The organism is Pseudomonas sp. S10E 269 (assembly GCF_002798465.1).
Taxonomy (GTDB): Bacteria; Pseudomonadota; Gammaproteobacteria; order Pseudomonadales; family Pseudomonadaceae; genus Aquipseudomonas; species Aquipseudomonas pergaminensis.
In genome coordinates this window covers 3,663,205-3,680,613 of record NZ_PHIJ01000001.1, presented here as the reverse complement: position 1 = coordinate 3,680,613, position 17,409 = coordinate 3,663,205, and the positions used below count along the sequence as shown (strand labels likewise).

17 protein-coding genes are annotated in these 17,409 nt (G+C 59.9%); 5 read left to right on the top strand and 12 right to left on the bottom strand.

The genetic code is table 11. The annotated features are described in order from the left end of the window. Positions 1-147 precede the first annotated feature (147 nt). Together CWC48_RS17105 and CWC48_RS17100 are read left to right on the top strand one after the other, a co-directional pair. A complete protein-coding gene (locus tag CWC48_RS17105; RefSeq protein WP_100492238.1) occupies positions 148-1,092 on the top strand; it encodes an alpha/beta hydrolase in 945 nt (314 codons plus the stop codon). Between the two features lie 69 nt (positions 1,093-1,161). Then, positions 1,162-1,632, top strand: coding sequence for a MaoC family dehydratase (locus CWC48_RS17100; protein ID WP_010208208.1), 471 nt, complete (start codon positions 1,162-1,164; stop codon positions 1,630-1,632). Positions 1,633-1,687: 55 nt separating this feature from the next. Here CWC48_RS17100 and CWC48_RS17095 read toward each other — a convergent pair whose 3' ends face one another. After that, positions 1,688-2,155, bottom strand: coding sequence for a PA2169 family four-helix-bundle protein (locus CWC48_RS17095; protein WP_078049964.1), 468 nt, complete (start codon positions 2,153-2,155; stop codon positions 1,688-1,690). 205 nt (positions 2,156-2,360) lie between these two features. Between CWC48_RS17095 and CWC48_RS17090 the strand changes: the two genes are divergently transcribed. Both CWC48_RS17090 and CWC48_RS17085 read left to right on the top strand, forming a co-directional pair. Beyond that, positions 2,361-2,597, top strand: coding sequence for a DUF3820 family protein (locus tag CWC48_RS17090; protein WP_010208204.1), 237 nt, complete (start codon positions 2,361-2,363; stop codon positions 2,595-2,597). A gap of 11 nt (positions 2,598-2,608) precedes the next feature. After that, entirely contained in the window at positions 2,609-3,790 is a 1,182-nt protein-coding gene (locus tag CWC48_RS17085; protein ID WP_100492237.1) for an aminotransferase class V-fold PLP-dependent enzyme, read from the top strand. A 183-nt stretch (positions 3,791-3,973) separates the two neighbouring features. On the opposite strand, the gene CWC48_RS17080 is transcribed toward CWC48_RS17085, so the two are convergent. From CWC48_RS17080 to zwf, 3 genes are read right to left on the bottom strand one after another with little or no spacing between them, the layout of a single operon-like run. Continuing rightward, positions 3,974-4,639, bottom strand: coding sequence for a bifunctional 4-hydroxy-2-oxoglutarate aldolase/2-dehydro-3-deoxy-phosphogluconate aldolase (locus tag CWC48_RS17080; protein ID WP_026013852.1), 666 nt, complete (start codon positions 4,637-4,639; stop codon positions 3,974-3,976). 17 nt (positions 4,640-4,656) lie between these two features. Continuing rightward, a complete protein-coding gene (gene pgl / locus CWC48_RS17075; RefSeq protein ID WP_099494309.1) occupies positions 4,657-5,370 on the bottom strand; it encodes a 6-phosphogluconolactonase in 714 nt (237 codons plus the stop codon). Beyond that, entirely contained in the window at positions 5,357-6,823 is a 1,467-nt protein-coding gene (zwf, locus tag CWC48_RS17070) for a glucose-6-phosphate dehydrogenase (RefSeq protein ID WP_025858439.1), read from the bottom strand. The genes pgl and zwf overlap by 14 nt, the downstream gene beginning before the upstream one ends. 219 nt (positions 6,824-7,042) lie before the next feature. Here zwf and CWC48_RS17065 point away from each other — a divergent pair, with 219 nt between their 5' ends. Next, complete coding sequence (locus CWC48_RS17065) at positions 7,043-7,903, top strand: MurR/RpiR family transcriptional regulator (protein ID WP_174555598.1); 861 nt, start codon at positions 7,043-7,045, stop codon at positions 7,901-7,903. Between the two features lie 204 nt (positions 7,904-8,107). On the opposite strand, the gene CWC48_RS17060 is transcribed toward CWC48_RS17065, so the two are convergent. From CWC48_RS17060 to CWC48_RS17025, 8 genes are all read right to left on the bottom strand, one after another. Further along, positions 8,108-8,953, bottom strand: a complete 846-nt coding sequence (locus tag CWC48_RS17060; RefSeq protein ID WP_071489446.1) for a D-hexose-6-phosphate mutarotase — start codon at positions 8,951-8,953, stop codon at positions 8,108-8,110. 176 nt (positions 8,954-9,129) lie between these two features. After that, positions 9,130-10,476, bottom strand: coding sequence for a carbohydrate porin (locus CWC48_RS17055; RefSeq protein ID WP_078049968.1), 1,347 nt, complete (start codon positions 10,474-10,476; stop codon positions 9,130-9,132). A gap of 133 nt (positions 10,477-10,609) precedes the next feature. Beyond that, positions 10,610-11,773, bottom strand: coding sequence for an ABC transporter ATP-binding protein (locus CWC48_RS17050; RefSeq protein WP_078049969.1), 1,164 nt, complete (start codon positions 11,771-11,773; stop codon positions 10,610-10,612). A gap of 2 nt (positions 11,774-11,775) precedes the next feature. Then, positions 11,776-12,621 carry a carbohydrate ABC transporter permease gene (locus tag CWC48_RS17045; RefSeq protein ID WP_100492236.1) on the bottom strand — a complete coding sequence of 282 codons (846 nt, stop codon included), beginning with the start codon at positions 12,619-12,621 and terminating at the stop codon, positions 11,776-11,778. Next, positions 12,614-13,522 carry a carbohydrate ABC transporter permease gene (locus CWC48_RS17040; protein WP_028617701.1) on the bottom strand — a complete coding sequence of 303 codons (909 nt, stop codon included), beginning with the start codon at positions 13,520-13,522 and terminating at the stop codon, positions 12,614-12,616. The genes CWC48_RS17045 and CWC48_RS17040 overlap by 8 nt, the downstream gene beginning before the upstream one ends. A gap of 180 nt (positions 13,523-13,702) precedes the next feature. Continuing rightward, positions 13,703-14,989 carry an ABC transporter substrate-binding protein gene (locus CWC48_RS17035; RefSeq protein WP_078049971.1) on the bottom strand — a complete coding sequence of 429 codons (1,287 nt, stop codon included), beginning with the start codon at positions 14,987-14,989 and terminating at the stop codon, positions 13,703-13,705. A 104-nt stretch (positions 14,990-15,093) separates the two neighbouring features. Further along, positions 15,094-16,353: an AGE family epimerase/isomerase gene (locus tag CWC48_RS17030; RefSeq protein ID WP_099494305.1), complete on the bottom strand. Its 1,260-nt coding sequence runs from the start codon at positions 16,351-16,353 to the stop codon at positions 15,094-15,096. A 115-nt stretch (positions 16,354-16,468) separates the two neighbouring features. Then, positions 16,469-17,314 (bottom strand): ATPase, encoded by an 846-nt coding sequence (locus tag CWC48_RS17025; protein ID WP_099494304.1) that lies wholly within the window; start codon positions 17,312-17,314, stop codon positions 16,469-16,471. Positions 17,315-17,409: the final 95 nt, after the last annotated feature.

Below are 17,409 nucleotides of genomic sequence, written 5' to 3'. Positions count from 1 at the left end.
TGGGGACGTTAGCAGCTATGGCCAAACAGGCAAATACGGGAAAGAGCGTCATTAATTGCGTGAATCTTCCTACAAGGCCTTGCGCTGATCAGGCGCTTCCCGTGGGATGAGCTATACACTGCAACGACCCTGAGCAAAGGAAGCGCCATGAACCACAGCACCTTCTGGCTGACCGCGAATGACCGCAGCCGCCTGTACGTCAATCAATGGATGCCCGACGGCCCGCCCAAGGCCCTGGTGATGCTGTCCCATGGCATGGCCGAGCACAGCGGGCGTTATGCACGCCTGGCCGAAGCCTTGTGCGGCGCCGGCTACGGCCTGTACGCCCTGGACCAGCGTGGCCACGGCCGTACCGCCGACGAAGGCACCCTGGGCCTGTACGCCGAGAAGGACGGTTGGAATAAGGTGGTGGGCGACCTGGCGAGCCTCAACCAGCATATCGGCCAGCAACAGCCGGGGCTGCCGATCATTCTGCTGGGCCATAGCATGGGCAGCTATATCGCGCAGGCGTACTTGCTGCACCACAGCGCCAGCCTCAATGGCGCGATGCTCAGCGGTTCGAATTTCCAGCCGGTGGCCCTTTACCGCGCCGCACGAGTGATCGCCCGGGCCGAGCGCCTGCGCCAGGGCTTGCGTGGCCGCAGTGCGCTGATCGAATTCTTGTCGTTTGGATCGTTCAACAAAGCGTTTAAACCCAATCGCACTGCTTTTGACTGGCTCAGCCGCGATCCAGTGGAAGTCGACAAGTACATCAACGACCCGCTGTGCGGGTTCCGTTGCACCAACCAACTGTGGATCGACATGCTCGGCGGCTTGCAGCAAATCAGCAAAGCGTCCAATCTCGCGCAGATCGACCCAGGCCTGCCGATCCTGGTCATGGGCGGTGAATGTGATCCGGTCAGTGAGGGCAAGCGTCTCAAAAGCTTGGCCCACGCGCTGCGTGAAGCCGGATGCCAGCACGTGCAATTGACGATTTACCCGCAGGCGCGCCACGAAGTGTTCAACGAGACCAACCGTGACGAGATCACAGGGGATGTGCTGGCGTGGCTGGATCAGGCCCTGACCTTGCGCCGGCCGGCCCGCTGCGAATAACTTTTCTTTTAAAATCAGCCAGTTAAAATCGGCCGATAATGACCGTTTAGCCACAGGATGCACCTTTAGATGACCCAGGTAACCAACACCCCGTACGAAGCCCTCGAAGTCGGCCAGACCGCCAGCTACAGCAAGTTGGTGGAAGAGCGCGATATCCAGCTGTTCGCCGCGATGTCCGGTGACCACAACCCGGTGCACCTGGATGCCGAGTACGCCAAGGCGACCATGTTCAAGGAGCGTATCGCCCATGGTATGTTCAGCGGCGCCCTGATCAGTGCGGCAGTGGCCTGTGAGCTCCCTGGGCCGGGCACGATCTATATCGGCCAGCAGATGAGCTTCCAGAAGCCGGTCAAGATTGGCGACACCCTGACCGTGCGCCTGGAAATCCTCGAAAAGCTGCCGAAATTCCGCGTGCGCATCGCCACCCGTGTGTTCAACCAGCGCGATGAGCTGGTTGTGGACGGCGAAGCAGAGATCCTCGCGCCACGTAAGCAGCAGGTCGTGACCTTGACCGAGCTGCCGCCGATCAGCATTGGTTGATCGTCGCGCATAAAAAAGCCCCGCATCTGCGGGGCTTTTTCTATTCAGCTACGACTCAAGACTGAGCGCGAGCCTGGTTACGCAGGGCTTTCACCTGGTCATGGTTGCGTTGAACGCCACTGAACTGACGTTCAACCAGGTCACGAATGCCCTCCAGGTTGTGCTTATTGATCTTCTCGATCGCTTCCTTGTAAGCCTTCAGGGCATGGTCTTCACCGCGCTCGGCTTCGTTCAGCACAGCCTCTTCATCCTTGCCGGTGAGCATCGACTTCACGTCGACCCAACCACGGTGCAGGGCACCAGCAACGCTGCCGGAATGTTCCGGATCACCGCCCAAGGCACGTACGGCGGTTTTCAGTTCAGCGGCGGCGGTGGCGCAGTCGGCGGAACGCTTGGCAAACAGGGCTTTGAGTTCTGGGTGCTTGATGTCTTCAGCGCACTCCTTGAAACCCTTTTGGCCGTCGATGCTGGTCTCGATCAGGTCGTTCAGTACGGAGATCGATTCTTTATTGATATCAGTCATTTTTCAATTCCTTGTACGGGTTAGAAGGTTGTCTTAGTGTTTGCAGCGCCCGTGCCAAGTTTTCAAAAATATAATTAATCTTATATTTCAATAAATTACGATAATTTGAACCATCTGTATGTACGTTATTTGCATGATCTGTCATTTGGCCTTCATGCAGAATGCCTGTATTTTCCAAGCTCTCGATACAAGCACCTGAGCCCTCATGAATCCCGAAAAACTCGAATTGCTGATCACCCGCGAAATGCCCTTCGGCAAATACAAGGGACGGATCATCGCCGACCTGCCCGGCCCCTACCTGAACTGGTTTGCCCGCGAAGGTTTCCCCCATGGCGAGCTCGGTGGTCTGCTGGCCCTGATGCAGGAAATCGACAGCAACGGCTTGTCTGAATTGTTAGAACCGCTACGCGCAAAACACGGCAAACCCGCCCCTCGTCATTAAGAGCCCAGCCCATGCCACGGAATGCAGACAACGAGCTTCACTGGTACACCGTCGCCCAGCGTTACGCGCTGGAGCCCGGCCCGATCAACCTGGAAAACGGTTACTTCGGCCGCATGAGCCAAGCAGTACAGGCGCAGTACCTGGAACACGTTGCGTTTATCAACCGTAGCAATTCGTTGCATGTGCGCCAGCATTTCGAGCGTGGCGAAAACGACGCGATCCGCTGCCAACTGGCCGGGCTGATCGATGCCGACCCCGCCGCAGTGGCCTTCACCCGCAATGCCACCGAAGCCCTGCAATCGCTGATCCGCAACTACAACCGCCTGCAACCGGGCGATCAGGTGCTGATCAGCGACCTGGAGTACGACACCGTTAAAGGCGCCATGCGCTGGCTGGCGGGCTATCGCGGCGTGGAAGTCATCGAACTGTCCCACACGCACTCGGCGAGTTTCGACAGCCTGGTGCAGACGTATCGCGATGCATTCGTGCAGTACCCACGCTTGAAACTGATGGCACTGACCCACGTCACCCACCGCACCGGGCTGGTCATGCCGGTGGCCGCGATTGCCCAGGCTGCGCGCGAGCAGGGCATCGACATAATCCTCGACGGCGCCCATGCCCTGGGCCAGATCGAATTCAACCTGGCCGAATTGGGGATCCAGTTTGCCGGTTTCAACCTGCACAAATGGATTGGCGCCCCGCTGACGTTGGGCTTTCTGTACATCGCCCCGGAACGTCTGGCAGACATTGATCCGGACATGGGAGAGTTCCACTACCCCGCCACCGACGTTCGCGCACGTACGCCCTACAGCACGCCGAATTTTCCGGCACTGATGACCTTGCCCCTAGTGCTTGAAGAACATCTGCAACTGGGCGGCGCGGCGGCCAAGGGCGCGCGAGTGAATTACTTGCGGGACTTGTGGGTCAGCCAGGTACGGGCCCTGCCTGGGATCGAAGTGCTGACGCCGGACGATCCGCGCCTTTATTGCGGAATTACGGCGTTCAAGTTTATAGGGCGCGATCAGCAGGTGATGACGGAGCGTTTGCTCAAGGACTACAACTTGTTCACCACGACGCGCGTAGGAGCGTCGTTTGGTACCTGTATCCGGGTGACGCCGGGGTTGGTGACGTCAGCAACGGATATCAATGCCTTGGTTAAAGCTATTACCGAACTGAACACCCATACCTTGTAGGAGCCCGGCTTGCCGGCGATGAGGCCCGCAAGACTTGCACCTACCTCGATGGCGCCATCGCCGGCAAGCCGGGCTCCTACAGGTTGTAGTGCACTTTTCAGCGGGCAAAAAAAAGCGGTACACCGACCAAGTGCACCGCAAAAATGCCGTTAAGCACAGCAACAACGATTCAGTAAAAGTAGATCAATCCAGCAGTGCCAGCGCCTGCGCAGTGACTTCCTGGATGCGGGCCCAGTCACCGTTCTTGACCCATTCCGGGTCGAGCATCCAGCTACCGCCCACGCACATCACGTTTTTCAACGCCATGTAGTTTTTGATGTTGGCCGGGCCCACGCCGCCGGTCGGGCAAAACTTCACCTCGCCGAACGGGCCGCCGAGGGCCTTGATTGCAGCCACGCCACCGCTGACTTCGGCCGGGAACAGCTTGAAGCGACGGTAGCCCAGGCCATAGCCTTCCATGATGCCCGAGGCATTGCTGATGCCTGGCAGCAGTGGGATGGGGCTGTGCACCGAGGCTTCCAGCAGGTCGCGGGTAATGCCAGGGGTGACGATAAATTGCGAGCCTGCCACTTCGGCCGCTTCAAGCATGTGGCGGTCGAGCACGGTGCCGGCACCGGTGCACAGTTCAGGCCGTTGCTCGCGCAGTACCTGAATGGCCTTGAGGCCGAACTCGGAACGCAGGGTCACTTCCAATGCGGTCAAACCACCGGCTGCCAGGGCATCGGCCAGCGGCAGGATGTCCTGTTCGCGGGCGATGGTGATCACCGGCAGGATCCGCGCCTTGGCGCAGAGACTGTCGATCAGGGCAACTTTATCCGCCATGGACACGGTCGGTTGAGGGCTTTTCATAGCGGCTGATCCTTGGCTCATGGGCACCAGTAAATCTCTAAAGTAGGTTGCAAAAACGCGCGGATCGGCATGGCAGCAACATCGTCACTGGCCAGCGCGGCGCTCAAGGTGGTCAATTTCGAACTGCCGGAAATCGACAGCACGGTGTAGTTCGCCGTGGCCAGCAATGCGCGACTCATGGTCAGGCGCTGGTGGGGCACGGTCGGCGCCAGCATCGGCCAGCAACGGCGGGTACCGTCGGCCTGCAGGGCCTGGCTCAGGTTCGGACTGTTGGGAAACAGCGATGCGGTGTGGCCGTCATCCCCCATGCCCAGGACCAGCACATCAATGGCTGGCAATTCGGCCAGCAGGCGGTCAGCCTGCTCGGCAGCGTCTTCGAGGTTGGCGGCAGCGCTGTACAGGCTCAAAAACCTGGCCTTGGCCGCCGGGCCTTGCAGCAGGTGCTGCTTCAACAGGCCTGCATTGCTGTCGGCGTGTTCCACCGGCACCCAACGCTCGTCGGCCAGGGTGATGGTGACCTTGGACCAATCCAGGCCCTGCTTGGCCAGGTGCTGGAAAAACGCTACGGGGCTACGGCCACCGGACACCACCAGGGTCGCTTCGCCACGGGCACTGATGGCCGTGCGCAACTGCTCGGCCACGTCATTGGCCAGCCCTTCCGCCAACAGCACCGGGGTGCGGTACTCATGGGGAGTGACGCCCTGGGGCAGTTTCAATTCAGATATCGCCATACCACGACCTCCCATCCCGCGTGATCAGTGCAATCGAGCTCATCGGCCCCCAGGAACCCGCCGCGTACGGCTTGGGCGCATCACCGGATTTTTTCCATCCGGCGATCAACTGGTCACACCACTTCCACGCGGCTTCGATTTCATCTTTGCGAACAAACAGGTTCTGATTGCCGCGCATTACTTCCAACAACAACCGCTCGTAGGCATCCGGGATCCGGGCGCTGCGATAGGTGTCGGAAAAATTCAGTTGCAGCGGACCGCTGCGCAGTTGCATGCCCTTGTCCAGGCCCTGCTCCTTGGTCATCACGCGCAAGGAAATACCTTCGTCCGGCTGCAGGCGGATGATCAGTTTGTTGCTGATCTGCAGGCGCTGCTCGGGAGCGAAGATGTAGTGGGACGGTTCCTTGAAGTGAATGACGATCTGCGACAGCTTCTGCGGCATGCGCTTGCCGGTGCGCAGGTAGAACGGCACCCCGGCCCAACGCCAGTTACGGATATCGGCACGCAGGGCGACGAAGGTCTCGGTGTCGCTCTGGGTGTTGGAATTCTCTTCCTCCAGGTACCCCGGCACAGGCTTGCCGGCGCTGTAGCCAGCGATGTACTGGCCGCGCACCACTTGGGTGGTCAGGCCGTCCGGGCTGATCGGCGCGAGGGCCTTGAGCACCTTGACCTTCTCGTCGCGGATGCTGTCGGCGGACAGGTCGGCCGGCGGGTCCATGGCGATCAGGCACAGCAGCTGCAGCAAGTGGTTCTGGATCATGTCGCGCAGCTGGCCGGCCTTGTCGAAATAGCCCCAACGGCCTTCGATACCGACCTGCTCGGCCACGGTGATTTCCACGTGGGAGATGTAGTTCTGGTTCCACTGGGTTTCGAACAGGCTGTTGGCGAAACGCAGGGCGATCAGGTTCTGGACGGTCTCTTTGCCCAGGTAGTGGTCGATGCGGTAGGTGCGGTTCTCCGGAAAGAACTGCGCCACGGCGTCGTTGACCTTGCGCGAGGACTCCAGGTCCGAACCGATGGGCTTTTCCAGCACCACGCGGGTATTTTCCGCCAGGCCGACCTTGGACAGGTTCTCGCAAATCGCGCCGTACACCGCCGCCGGGGTGGCGAAGTAGGCGATCAAGCGTTGTTCGGTGCCGGCGATTTCCGCCAGGGCCACGTAGTCATCGGCTTTCATGAAGTCGACGTGAACATAGGTCAGCCGCGCCAGGAAACGCTGGGCGATGGTTTCGTCCAGTTCCTTGCCGACGTATTTACGCAATTCTTTTTCAATGTGCGCCAGGTGCTGTTGCTCGGAACCGGCTTCACGGGCCAGGGCCAGGATGCGCGTGTCGTCGTGCAGGAGCGCGGCGCCATCGAGTTGATAGAGGGCAGGAAATAACTTGCGCAGCGCCAGATCACCCAAGGCGCCAAACAGGGCAAAGGTGCAGGGTTCTACGGTTATCGAAGGCATGATGTTTGTTCTTTTATCAAGTTAAGCTACAAATACCTTTTTTCAAGGCATCACTCAAGGAAAAATGTAGTAATAACCACAACATTTTCCCGAAATACGCATTCCGAGTGGTGGTGTTCAGCTACCCTCAGTAGGATAGGCCACCGCAAAAGACCACTCATCGATTGGTTGCCACCTTTTATTTGCATCGTCGCCCGAAGGAAAGACTGAATGGACCGCGTGCGAAATCTTCTGGAACAGATCCGGAACCGCCTCGAAGAATTGAACAAGGCCGAGAAAAAAGTCGCCGAGGTCATCCTGCTCAACCCGCAGCAGGCGACCCGCTTCTCTATCGCCGCCCTGGCCCAGGCCGCTTCGGTCAGTGAACCGACGGTCAACCGTTTTTGCCGTTCGTTCGGTGTCAGCGGTTACCCTGAACTGAAATTGCAGCTGGCGCAAAGCCTGGCCAGTGGCGCGGCGTATGTCAGCCGCGCCGTGGAGGCCGATGATAACCCTGAGGCCTACACCCAGAAGATCTTTGGCAGTGCCATCGCGTCCCTCGACAGCGCTTGCCAGGCCCTGGACCCGAACTTGATCAGCAAGGCCGTGGACCTGTTGATCCAAGCGCGGCAGATCCACTTCTTCGGCCTCGGTGCTTCGGCCCCGGTGGCCATGGATGCGCTGCACAAATTCTTCCGCTTCAACTTGGCGGTGACCGCGCACGCGGACGTGCTGATGCAACGCATGATCGCCTCGGTGGCGCACACCGGTGAACTGTTCGTGATTATTTCCTACACCGGGCGTACCCGTGAATTGGTGGAAGTGGCGCGTATCGCGCGGGAGAACGGCGCTTCAGTGCTGGGCGTGACTGCCGAGAACTCGCCGCTGGCCAAGGCCAGTACCGTGAGCCTGAATATTCCGCTGCCGGAAGACACCGATATCTACATGCCGATGACCTCGCGGATCATCCAACTGACGGTGCTGGATGTGCTGGCAACCGGCATGACCCTGCGGCGCGGGGTGGATTTCCAGCCGCATCTGCGCAAGATCAAAGAGAGCTTGAATGACAGCCGGTATCCGGTGGGGGATGAGTTCAACTAAGCCTGCAACACCGCTGCCGGTGAGAGGGAGTTTGTATGTGGTGAGCGGGCTTGCCCCGCGCTGGGTGGCGAAGCCGCCCTGAAAAACGGGCACCTCGGTACATCAGGTACATACACAGCGCCTGTAATGGGGCTGCTTCGCAGCCCAGCGCGGGGCAAGCCCGCTCACCACAACAAGCCCGCCCACAACAATCGCAATGCCACGCTAAACCCCCGCTCTTGCCTGCAGACTGAGATGCGCCCTCTCCCCCGGCGCCAGGCTCGCCCCCGCCATCGCCGACTCCACACACACAAACCCCGACGCCTCGTTGAAGCTCACGCCCAACAGCGGCCGGCTGCCTGGGTGCCACACCACTGTGTCGGCGCTGTCGCCGGTGTCGATGCACAGTTCACGCTGCCAGGCGTGGTCCTTGAGCTGCAATTCACCCTCGTGCTGGAACACCCGCTGGCACCCGCCCTCCACGCGTAGCTCGCCTTCCTGCTGGCAGACCTGGCGATTGAGCTGGTCGTAACCCTGGGCACCGTCAAGTCCAGACAGCGCTATCTCATCGACGTGACCAATACGCCAGTAAGCATGCAAAGCGTGGCTCAACTGGCACGGCAGCTCATCCTGATGCTCGGTGCTCAGGCGCAGTTCCAGGGTTTCGCCCAGGTGCGCGTGCAGGTCGACCTGCCAGTCACACAGTTGCAATTGCCAGTGCAGGCGGACGCCGTCGTCGTCGGTGCTGCTGTCGAGCAGTTTCCAGTCAATCAGCCTCGCCCAGCCATGGGACGGCCAGGCGTTTTCGCTCGGGTGACGGCCATACCACGGCCAGCACACCGGCACGCCACCTCGGATGGCGCCGACTTGCGGCCACTTGGCCGCACACCACAACCAAGGCTTTTGACCGGTAGGCTGAAAGTGCAGCAATTGCGCGCCCTGGCGACTGAACACCGCCTGGCACAGCGGATGGTCGATCACCAACACATCGCGCATCTGAAAGCGCTCCCAGGCGAACACCGGTCGCTCGCGCAGGGATTTGAAAAAGCGTTGCAGCGGTTGCTCATGCATGTGCCCGGTCCTGAAATTCTTTGTAGGCGCTGGCTTGCCTGCGATGCAGGCAACTCGGTGCTTCAGATAAACCAAAGTGATGCCATCGCAGTCAAGCCAGCTCCCACACAAAAAAAGCGGGTAGCCATGGCTACCCGCAAAATGCGCACAGAGAGGAGGAGCTTATCGCAACAGCGTTAGAACGTAGACTGGATTTTCAGGCCGGCTACCAACGCGTTGTCGACTTTGTCCACGCCGCCAGGCTGGACGACGTATTGCAGGTTGGGACGCACGGTCAGCCAGTTGGTCACCTTGATGCCGTAGTTGAGTTCGACGTTGTACTCGGTCTCGCGAATCGGCGTGTACAGCGGGTTGTCATAGTCGCTCACGCCATTGGCGGCGTTGAGCAGTTCAGAGTTTTTCTTCACGTCATCATTCACGTGCAGGCGAGCCACGCCAATACCGATGTCGTCTTTTGGACGCGCGTCGAATGGGCCTTTGTACACCAGCATGATCGACTGGTAGTTGTCGACCAGGTTGGTTTCCTTGTCGTGGAAGGTGGCGTTGGCTGCGATGTTCAGGCCGCGGGAAGCGTCGCCGTTATGCGTGGTGAGTTGCTGTTGGGCAACGAACCAGTAGCCTTTCTTGCTGCTGCGGGTACGGTAAGCCGCGCCAGTGGTAGCCGCATCGTTGCCGTTGATGTCTTCACGGACGTCAGAGGCATCAGCCGCGCTCTTGTAGTAACCCACACGGTATTCGCCCGGCAGGCTGTTGACCTTCGGCGACCAGACCAATTCCACCGGAATCACGGTGCCCTTGGTGCCGCTGCCGCTGAGTTTGAAGCCGTTGCCGTGCTCCAGCTGCGAAGGGTTCTGGTTGTACGCACCGATCTGCGCGTACAGCTCTGGCGTGATGTTGTACTTCACGCGGATCGCGGCCTGGCTAACGGGCCAGTTGTACCAGGTGTTGACGTAGTTACCCACTTGCGAGCCGCAGAACGACAGGTTCTGGAAGTCGCATGGGAAGGTGTTGAAGTCTTCGCCTTCGCCGAAGTAACCGAGTTTCACGTCCAGCTTGTTGTCGAACATCTGGTGCTGAATCCAGAACTGGGTCAGACGCACCATATGGCCACGACCGTAGACCTCTTGAGACGAGCTCAAGGTGCCGGCACGCGGGTCGCCGATACGGTCGTTGGAGATGTTTTGGCCATTACGGTTGGTCAACTGGATCTTGGCCTGGGTGTTATCCCAGCCCCACAGCTTTTGCAGGTCGAGTGCCACACCGAGACCGAACTGGTCAGAGTAGCGACCGGTCTTGTCGTCGTTGTAGCCGCCATGGGCGTTGTAGCCCATCTCCCCAACGTAGTCAGCCTTGATGTCGATACCTTGCTCGATCAGCTTGGTACGCTCGCCACCCCAATCGCCCGTCATCCACTTGGAACTGGAGCTGAATGCATCGTCTGCCATCGCATTGGCGGACAATACCAGGGCTGCTGCAGCTGACAGTTGGCAGATCAGCCGAGTGTTGTTGTGTTGCTTTTTCATCCCTACATCCTCGTCTTTATTGTTATTAAACTGTTTTTATCTAACGCGGTTTACTTTTTTTATCTAAAACAACAACTTATCTGCTTCTGTGGGAGCCGGGCTTGCCCGCGATGCAGGCAACTCGGTCCTTCAGTTACAACGCAGTGATGCCATCGCGGGCAAGCCCGGCTCCCACAGGGACAGGCTGTGACTGCACAGTGCCCAGTCGCTCGCCCGTGTTGGCGTCGAACAGCAGTACCTTGGAAGGATCGAATTGCAGGGTCAGGGTCTCGCCCACCTGCGGAGCCACGTCGGGTGCCAGGCGGCAGCAGACCTTGGTGTCATTGAGCTGCACAAACACCAGGGTGTCCGGGCCAGTCGGCTCGGTCACCTGGACTTCGGCACGAATGCTTGAGGCACTGTTGGCCTCGCCCACCGCCAGCATGATTTGCTCCGGACGCAAGCCGAGGATCACGTCGCGGTCTTCGAGGCCGGCGTCTGTGGTGTTCAGCGCCAGCTCGCAACGGGCCTGGCCGCTGTCGAGCAGGGCCACCAGGCGACCGTCCTTGCGTTGCAGGCGCAGGGGCACGAAGTTCATCGGTGGCGAACCAATGAAGCTCGCCACGAACTGGTTGGCCGGGTTGTTGTAGATCTCTTTTGGGGTGCCGAACTGCTGGATGATGCCGTCCTTCATCACCGCTACCTTGTCGCCCAGGGTCATCGCTTCGATCTGGTCGTGGGTCACGTAGACCGTGGTGGTCTTGAGGCGCTGGTGCATCAGTTTCATTTCGGTGCGCATCTCGACGCGCAGCTTGGCGTCGAGGTTGGACAGCGGTTCGTCGAACAGGTAGATCTTCGGCCGACGCGCCAGGGCACGGCCCATGGCAACGCGCTGTTGCTGGCCGCCGGAGAGCTGGCCCGGCTTGCGGTTGAGCAGGTGTTCGATCTGCAGCAGCTTGGCCACGCGTGCCACTTCGGCGTCGATATCCGCCTGGGGCATCTTGCGGATCTTGAGGCCGAACTCGATGTTCTCGCGCACGCTCATGGTCGGGTACAACGCGTAGGACTGGAACACCATGGCGATGTCACGGTCCTTGGGGCTCATGCCACTCACGTCCTGGTCGCCGATCATGATCGCGCCGCCGGTGATGGTCTCAAGGCCGGCGATGCAGTTCATCAGCGTGGATTTACCGCACCCCGAAGGGCCGACCAGGATCAGGAATTCGCCTTCCTTGATCGACAGTTCGATGTTCTTCAAGGTGTCGGGCAGGCCGGCGCCATAGGTCTTGTTTACATTGCGAAGTTCAAGCGTAGCCATGATTACCCCTTGACCGCGCCGGCCGTGAGGCCGCGCACGAAATACTTGCCTGCGATCACATAGACCAGCAGGGTCGGCAGCCCGGCGATCATCGCCGCCGCCATATCCACGTTATATTCCTTGGCCCCGGTGCTGGTGTTGACCAGGTTGTTCAGCGCCACCGTGATGGGCTGGGAGTCGCCACTGGAGAACACCACACCGAACAGGAAGTCGTTCCAGATCTGGGTGAACTGCCAGATCAGGCAGACCATGATGATCGGGGTCGACATCGGCAGAATGATCTGACGGAAGATGGTGAAGAATCCCGCACCGTCCAAACGCGCGGCCTTGATCAGCGCATCCGGAATGCTCACGTAGTAGTTACGGAAGAACAGCGTGGTAAACGCCAGCCCGTAGACCACGTGCACAAACACCAGGCCGGTGGTGGTGCTGGCCAGGCCCATCTTGCCGAGGGTGAACGACGCCGGCAGCAGCACGGTCTGGAACGGCAGGAAGCAGCCAAACAACAGCAGGCCGAAAAACAGCTGCGAGCCTTTGAAGCGCCAGAACGACAGCACATAACCGTTCAATGCACCGATGGCAGTGGAGATCAGTACGGCTGGAACGGTGATCTTGATCGAGTTCCAGAAGTAGCCATCCACGGTGGCCCAGGCCTTGACCCAGCCGAGGCCGGAGACCACGGTCGGCCAGCTCAGCAGGTTGCCGGTGCTGATGTCTTCCGGGGTCTTGAAGCTGGTCAGCAGCATCACCACCAGCGGCACCAGGTACAGCAGCACGGCAAGGATCAGCACCGCGTAGATCGCGATGCGACTCAGGCTGATAGGTGATTTGGAGGCGAGACTAGTCATTACGTTTGGTCCTCAGCTCGGAATAGAGGTAAGGCACGATGATCGCGAGGATCGCACCGAGCATCAGGATGGCACTGGCCGAACCCATGCCCATCTGGCCACGGCTGAAGGTGAACGAGTACATGAACATCGCCGGCAGGTCGGACGAGTAGCCGGGGCCGCCAGCCGTCATCGCCGCCACCAGGTCGAAGCTCTTGATCGCAATGTGCGCCAGGATCATCACCGCACTGAAGAACACCGGACGCAGGCTTGGCAGCACCACGCTCCAGTAAATGCGCGGCAGACTCGCACCGTCGATCTGCGCGGCACGCACGATCGATTGATCGACACCGCGCAGGCCCGCGAGGAACATCGCCATGATGAAGCCGGAGGCTTGCCAGACAGCGGCGATCACCAGGCAGTAGACCACGCGGTCCGGGTCGATCAGCCAGTCGAGACGGAAGCCTTCCCAGCCCCAGTCACGCAGGAGTTTGTCCAGGCCCATGCCCGGGTTGAGCAGCCATTTCCAGGCGGTACCGGTGACGATCATCGAGAGCGCCATCGGGTACAGGTAAATGGTGCGGATAAAGCCTTCGCGGCGGATCTTCTGGTCGAGGAAGATCGCCAGGGTCACGCCAATCACTAGCGTGATGCCGATGAACATCCCGCCAAACACGGCCAGGTTCTTGCTCGCTACCCACCAGCGGTCGTTGTCGAACAACCGCGCGTATTGCGCAAGGCCCGCCCATTTGTAGCTTGGCAGGAACGTGGAATTGGTGAACGAGAGTACAAACGTCCACAGGATGTAGCCGTAGAAGCCCACCAACACGATGAACATGCTGGGCGCCAGCACCAGTTTGGGTAGCCAGCGCTGCAGTGCATCGAACGGCGAGGCTTTGCTGAACACAGCAACAGAACTCATGGGAAAATCCAATACAGGGAAAAAGGACCAGCCAATAAACCTTGTGACGCTGGCTTTGTGTGGGAGCGGGCTTGCTCGCGAAGCGGGCGGCGCGGTGTAACCGTTACACCGCGGTGATGCCTTCGCGAGCAAGCCCGCTCCCACACAAGCCCGGCTCCTACAAAAAGCCGTTACCAGACGTTACTTGGCCGATTTGATCGCAGCGCCAAGTTTCTTGGCGGTGTCGGCCGGGTCGGCTTTCGGGTCGTTGATGTAGTTGGTCACGACATCAAAGAACGCACCTTGCACTGCCAGGGTAGTGGCCATGTTGTGCGCCATGCTTGGCTGCAGGCCGCCGGTCTTGGCGTCTGCCAGGAAGTCCTTGGCAGCGGTCTGGGCGCAGGAGTCGAAGCCGTAGGAGTCCATTTTGTTCAGCATGTCGTTACGCACAGGGATCGAGCCCTTGTTGATGCTGAACACTTTCTGGAAGTTTTCACCCAGCACGACTTTGGCGATGTCCTGCTGACCCGCAGCAGTGCCTTTGTCTTTCTGCTTGAACACCGCCAGGGAGTCGATGTTGTAGGTGAAGGCTTTGTCGGTGCCCGGGAAAGCTACACACTCGTAGTCTTTGCCGGCGACTTTCTTGGCAGCGGTCCATTCGGACTTGGCCCAGTCACCCATGATCTGCATGCCGGCCTTGCCGTTGATGACCTTGCCCGCTTCGAGGTTCCAGTCCTGACCTTTACCATCGACGTCCATGTAGGTCGCGACTTTCTTCAGCTCGGTCAGAGCCTTGACCATTTCCGGACCGGTCAGTGCGCCGTTATCCAGGTCGACCAGGGCTTTCTTGTAGCCGTCGGCACCCATCACCGACAACACCACCGCTTCAAACACAGTGCTGTCCTGCCAAGGCTGGCCACCGTGGGCGAGCGGAATGAAGCCTGCGGCTTTCAGCTTGTCGCCGGCTGCGTAGAATTCTTCGAGGGTGGTCGGGTTCTTGGTGATACCGGCCTTCTTGAAGACTTCCGGGTTGATCCACAGCCAGTTCACGCGGTGGATGTTGACCGGTACGGCGACGTAGTCACCGTCGTACTTCACGGTATCGGAGACTTTCTTGTCGAGCAGGGAGTCCCACTTTTCTTCTTTGGCGACGTCTTTGAGTACGTCGGTGTCGAGCAGGCCAGTGGACGCCCATTCCTGGATGTCGGGGCCTTTGATCTGGGCAACGCCTGGCGGGTTACCGGCGACCGCGCGGCTTTTCAGCACGGTCATGGCCGTGGCGCCACCGCCACCTGCGACGGCACCGTCTTTCCAGGTGAAGCCGTCTTTCTCAACTTGGGCCTTCAGGACATCTACAGCCGCCTTCTCACCACCCGAGGTCCACCAATGCACAACTTCAACCGTCCCTTTCGAGTCGGCGGCAAATGCACTGAGGGGAAACAACGAGGCAATGGAAATAGCAACGGCGAGGCGATTAATCGCGTTCATCTGAGTACCTTTTCTTGTTGTTATGCATGCAAGTCTATGGCTTGCGCTGCACGGAGTTTAAACATGGATTTTTGAGGCGCAGGTAACAAAGGGATGCACAAATGTCACCAGCTGGTGACATAACGCCCAACCCCGATGGCACTGCACATGCTGGGTGCCAAGGGCAGTGCAGGCAGCACCACCGCTTGCCAGGCATGGTACAGGTCCGGCTTGCCGCCCCAGATGTTGCTGCTCGGTTGATTGTGCGGGCTGAGTTCGTGGTGCCAACTGCCGTGGGTGCGGTCGATAAAGTGGGTTTCGCAAAACTCCCAGAACCGCCGGTACCAGGTCTCGTAGTGCAACTCGCCGGTGCGCTTGAGCAAGGCCTGGGCAGCGGCACTGGCTTCGGCATGGGTCCAGTGCAGGCGCTCGCGCACGACCGGGCGGTGGTTCCAGTCCAGGGTGTAGACGATGCCGGGGGCACCATCCACGGACCAGGCGTATTCACAAGCGCTGGCGAACAAGCCCTTGGCGTCGCCCACCAGCCACTCGGGCGTCGCCAGCCCGGCTTGCAGGCGCGCAGCTTCCAGGTGCAGCAGCAGTCGCGCCCATTCGAAGCCGTGGCCGGGAGTGATGCCGTACGGGCGAAAGCCGTCGGCGGGGTTGTCTTCGTTGTAGCCGAGCAAGGGTTGCCAATGAACGTCGAAATGCTCGATCACCATGAACTGGTTGCCGGCGGCGTGGGTGTGGATCACACGCTCGACGATACGCTGCGCGCGGTCCAGCCAGCGGGTGTCACCCGTTACATCGGCCAGGGCAAGAAAGGCTTCGGTGGCGTGCATGTTGCTGTTGGCGCCGCGATAAGCCTCGACGCCGCTCCAGTCCTGGGCAAAGGACTCGAGCATCACGCCCTCCTCTTCGCTCCAGAAAAACTGGTCGATGATATGGATGGCGTCATTGAGCAGGTTTTGCGCACCAGGAGCGCCGGCTACCACCGCAGAGCTGGCGGCCAAGGCAACGAAGGCGTGCAGGTAGGCAGCTTTGCCACGGTTGCCATCGAGGGCGTGGGGTGCGGCGAACCAGCCACCGTGCTCACTGTCACGCAATGGGCCACTCAGGGCGGCCACACCGTGCGCCACCAGGTCGGCATACCCGGGCAAGCCCAAGGCGTGCGCCATGGCGAAGCTGTGGGTCATGCGGGCGGTGTTCATGGTTTCGGCGTGGGCGTCGGCGGGCAACTGGCCTTTATCGTCCAGGTTGCCAAAGCCATCGGGCAGTCGAGAAGCCTTGGCAAATGCCAGCAGGCGCTGGCCTTCGGCGGCGAGCCAGGCGTGATGGGCAGGCGCGTTCAGCCAACTGCTGGCAGGCAGTGGTTGCGTGGTCATGGGTGGCCCTTATTATTTTTTGTGGGATGACCGGAGTCTAAACAAGGGCGAGGTGGGGGCAAGTAACGAAGGGGATGGGAAATGTCACCAGATGGTGACATTTCTGTCAGCGCCCTTATTGGCCGAGGGGGGTGATCTTCGCCGGCGCGTTGAGCTGTTGGTTGAGGGTCTGCACCTGGCTCTGCAACGTGGTGATGTTGCGCGTGGTCTGGATGCGGAACACGTCGAACTCTTTGTTGGTAGGCGCATCACTGTTGGCCGGCTGGTTGTCCTGGGCGCTCTTGAGTACCACAAGGTCCTGCTCGATACGGGCAATGGCCGCGCTCGGGTTACCCTGTTTCTTCAAGGCGGCCACGTCAGCGGTCAGTTCCTTGATCTCGGTATCGCGCTTGCCGGCATCACCTTGCGCCGCCTTGAGGGTCGCCACGGCATCGGTCAACGCCTGGACCTGGCCTTGCAATTTGCTGTTGGCGTTGGACAGCTCAGTGGTACTGGCGGTCATCTGGGCCAGGCGCTTGTCCAGCTCGGTGGCCTGGCCGGCCACGCCGATTTGCTGCTTGCCCTGCTCCAGCAATTGGCTTTCGAGTTGCTTGATCTGCAATTTCAACGCTTCGCTGCCATTGTTGACGCTGGCTTCACTGGCCACCACCTTGCCGGAAATATCCTGCAGGCGCCCCGCCGCTTCTTCGCTGATGCGCGCAAAGCTTTCCTGGGTGGCAACCAACTGCTGGCCCATCAGGGAAATCTGCTGGAAGCTCCACCAGGCCAGGCCCGCAAAGGCGATCAGCAGCGCGCCGATCAAGGCCCACAATGGGCCGGTGCTGGCGCTCTTGACCTTGACCACCTTGGTTGTGCGCGAACGCACCGAGGTGGCGGGAGAAGGTTCGAAATCATCGTCATCCCCGACATCCGCCCGCAGGCTGGGAACGTTGTCGAAGTCGTCTTTAGCATCATTACGCATGAATCAACCCTGAATCGGTGAAGGGGCGAGCGACGGGAGTATAAACCGCGTTCCCGGCGCACTGATCGACCTGGAATGCCAAATTCGGTTCCCGA

Excerpts from the sequence above, each read along its gene's own strand:
- CWC48_RS17105 (WP_100492238.1), top strand. The coding sequence starts at position 148 with ATGAACCACAGCACCTTCTGGCTGACCGCGAATGACCGCAGCCGCCTG.
- CWC48_RS17100 (WP_010208208.1), top strand. The coding sequence starts at position 1,162 with ATGACCCAGGTAACCAACACCCCGTACGAAGCCCTCGAAGTCGGCCAG.
- CWC48_RS17095 (WP_078049964.1), bottom strand. The coding sequence starts at position 2,155 with ATGACTGATATCAATAAAGAATCGATCTCCGTACTGAACGACCTGATC.
- CWC48_RS17090 (WP_010208204.1), top strand. The coding sequence starts at position 2,361 with ATGAATCCCGAAAAACTCGAATTGCTGATCACCCGCGAAATGCCCTTC.
- CWC48_RS17085 (WP_100492237.1), top strand. The coding sequence starts at position 2,609 with ATGCCACGGAATGCAGACAACGAGCTTCACTGGTACACCGTCGCCCAG.
- CWC48_RS17080 (WP_026013852.1), bottom strand. The coding sequence starts at position 4,639 with ATGAAAAGCCCTCAACCGACCGTGTCCATGGCGGATAAAGTTGCCCTG.
- pgl (WP_099494309.1), bottom strand. The coding sequence starts at position 5,370 with ATGGCGATATCTGAATTGAAACTGCCCCAGGGCGTCACTCCCCATGAG.
- zwf (WP_025858439.1), bottom strand. The coding sequence starts at position 6,823 with ATGCCTTCGATAACCGTAGAACCCTGCACCTTTGCCCTGTTTGGCGCC.
- CWC48_RS17060 (WP_071489446.1), bottom strand. The coding sequence starts at position 8,953 with ATGCATGAGCAACCGCTGCAACGCTTTTTCAAATCCCTGCGCGAGCGA.
- CWC48_RS17055 (WP_078049968.1), bottom strand. The coding sequence starts at position 10,476 with ATGAAAAAGCAACACAACAACACTCGGCTGATCTGCCAACTGTCAGCT.
- CWC48_RS17050 (WP_078049969.1), bottom strand. The coding sequence starts at position 11,773 with ATGGCTACGCTTGAACTTCGCAATGTAAACAAGACCTATGGCGCCGGC.
- CWC48_RS17045 (WP_100492236.1), bottom strand. The coding sequence starts at position 12,621 with ATGACTAGTCTCGCCTCCAAATCACCTATCAGCCTGAGTCGCATCGCG.
- CWC48_RS17040 (WP_028617701.1), bottom strand. The coding sequence starts at position 13,522 with ATGAGTTCTGTTGCTGTGTTCAGCAAAGCCTCGCCGTTCGATGCACTG.
- CWC48_RS17035 (WP_078049971.1), bottom strand. The coding sequence starts at position 14,989 with ATGAACGCGATTAATCGCCTCGCCGTTGCTATTTCCATTGCCTCGTTG.
- CWC48_RS17030 (WP_099494305.1), bottom strand. The coding sequence starts at position 16,353 with ATGACCACGCAACCACTGCCTGCCAGCAGTTGGCTGAACGCGCCTGCC.
- CWC48_RS17025 (WP_099494304.1), bottom strand. The coding sequence starts at position 17,314 with ATGCGTAATGATGCTAAAGACGACTTCGACAACGTTCCCAGCCTGCGG.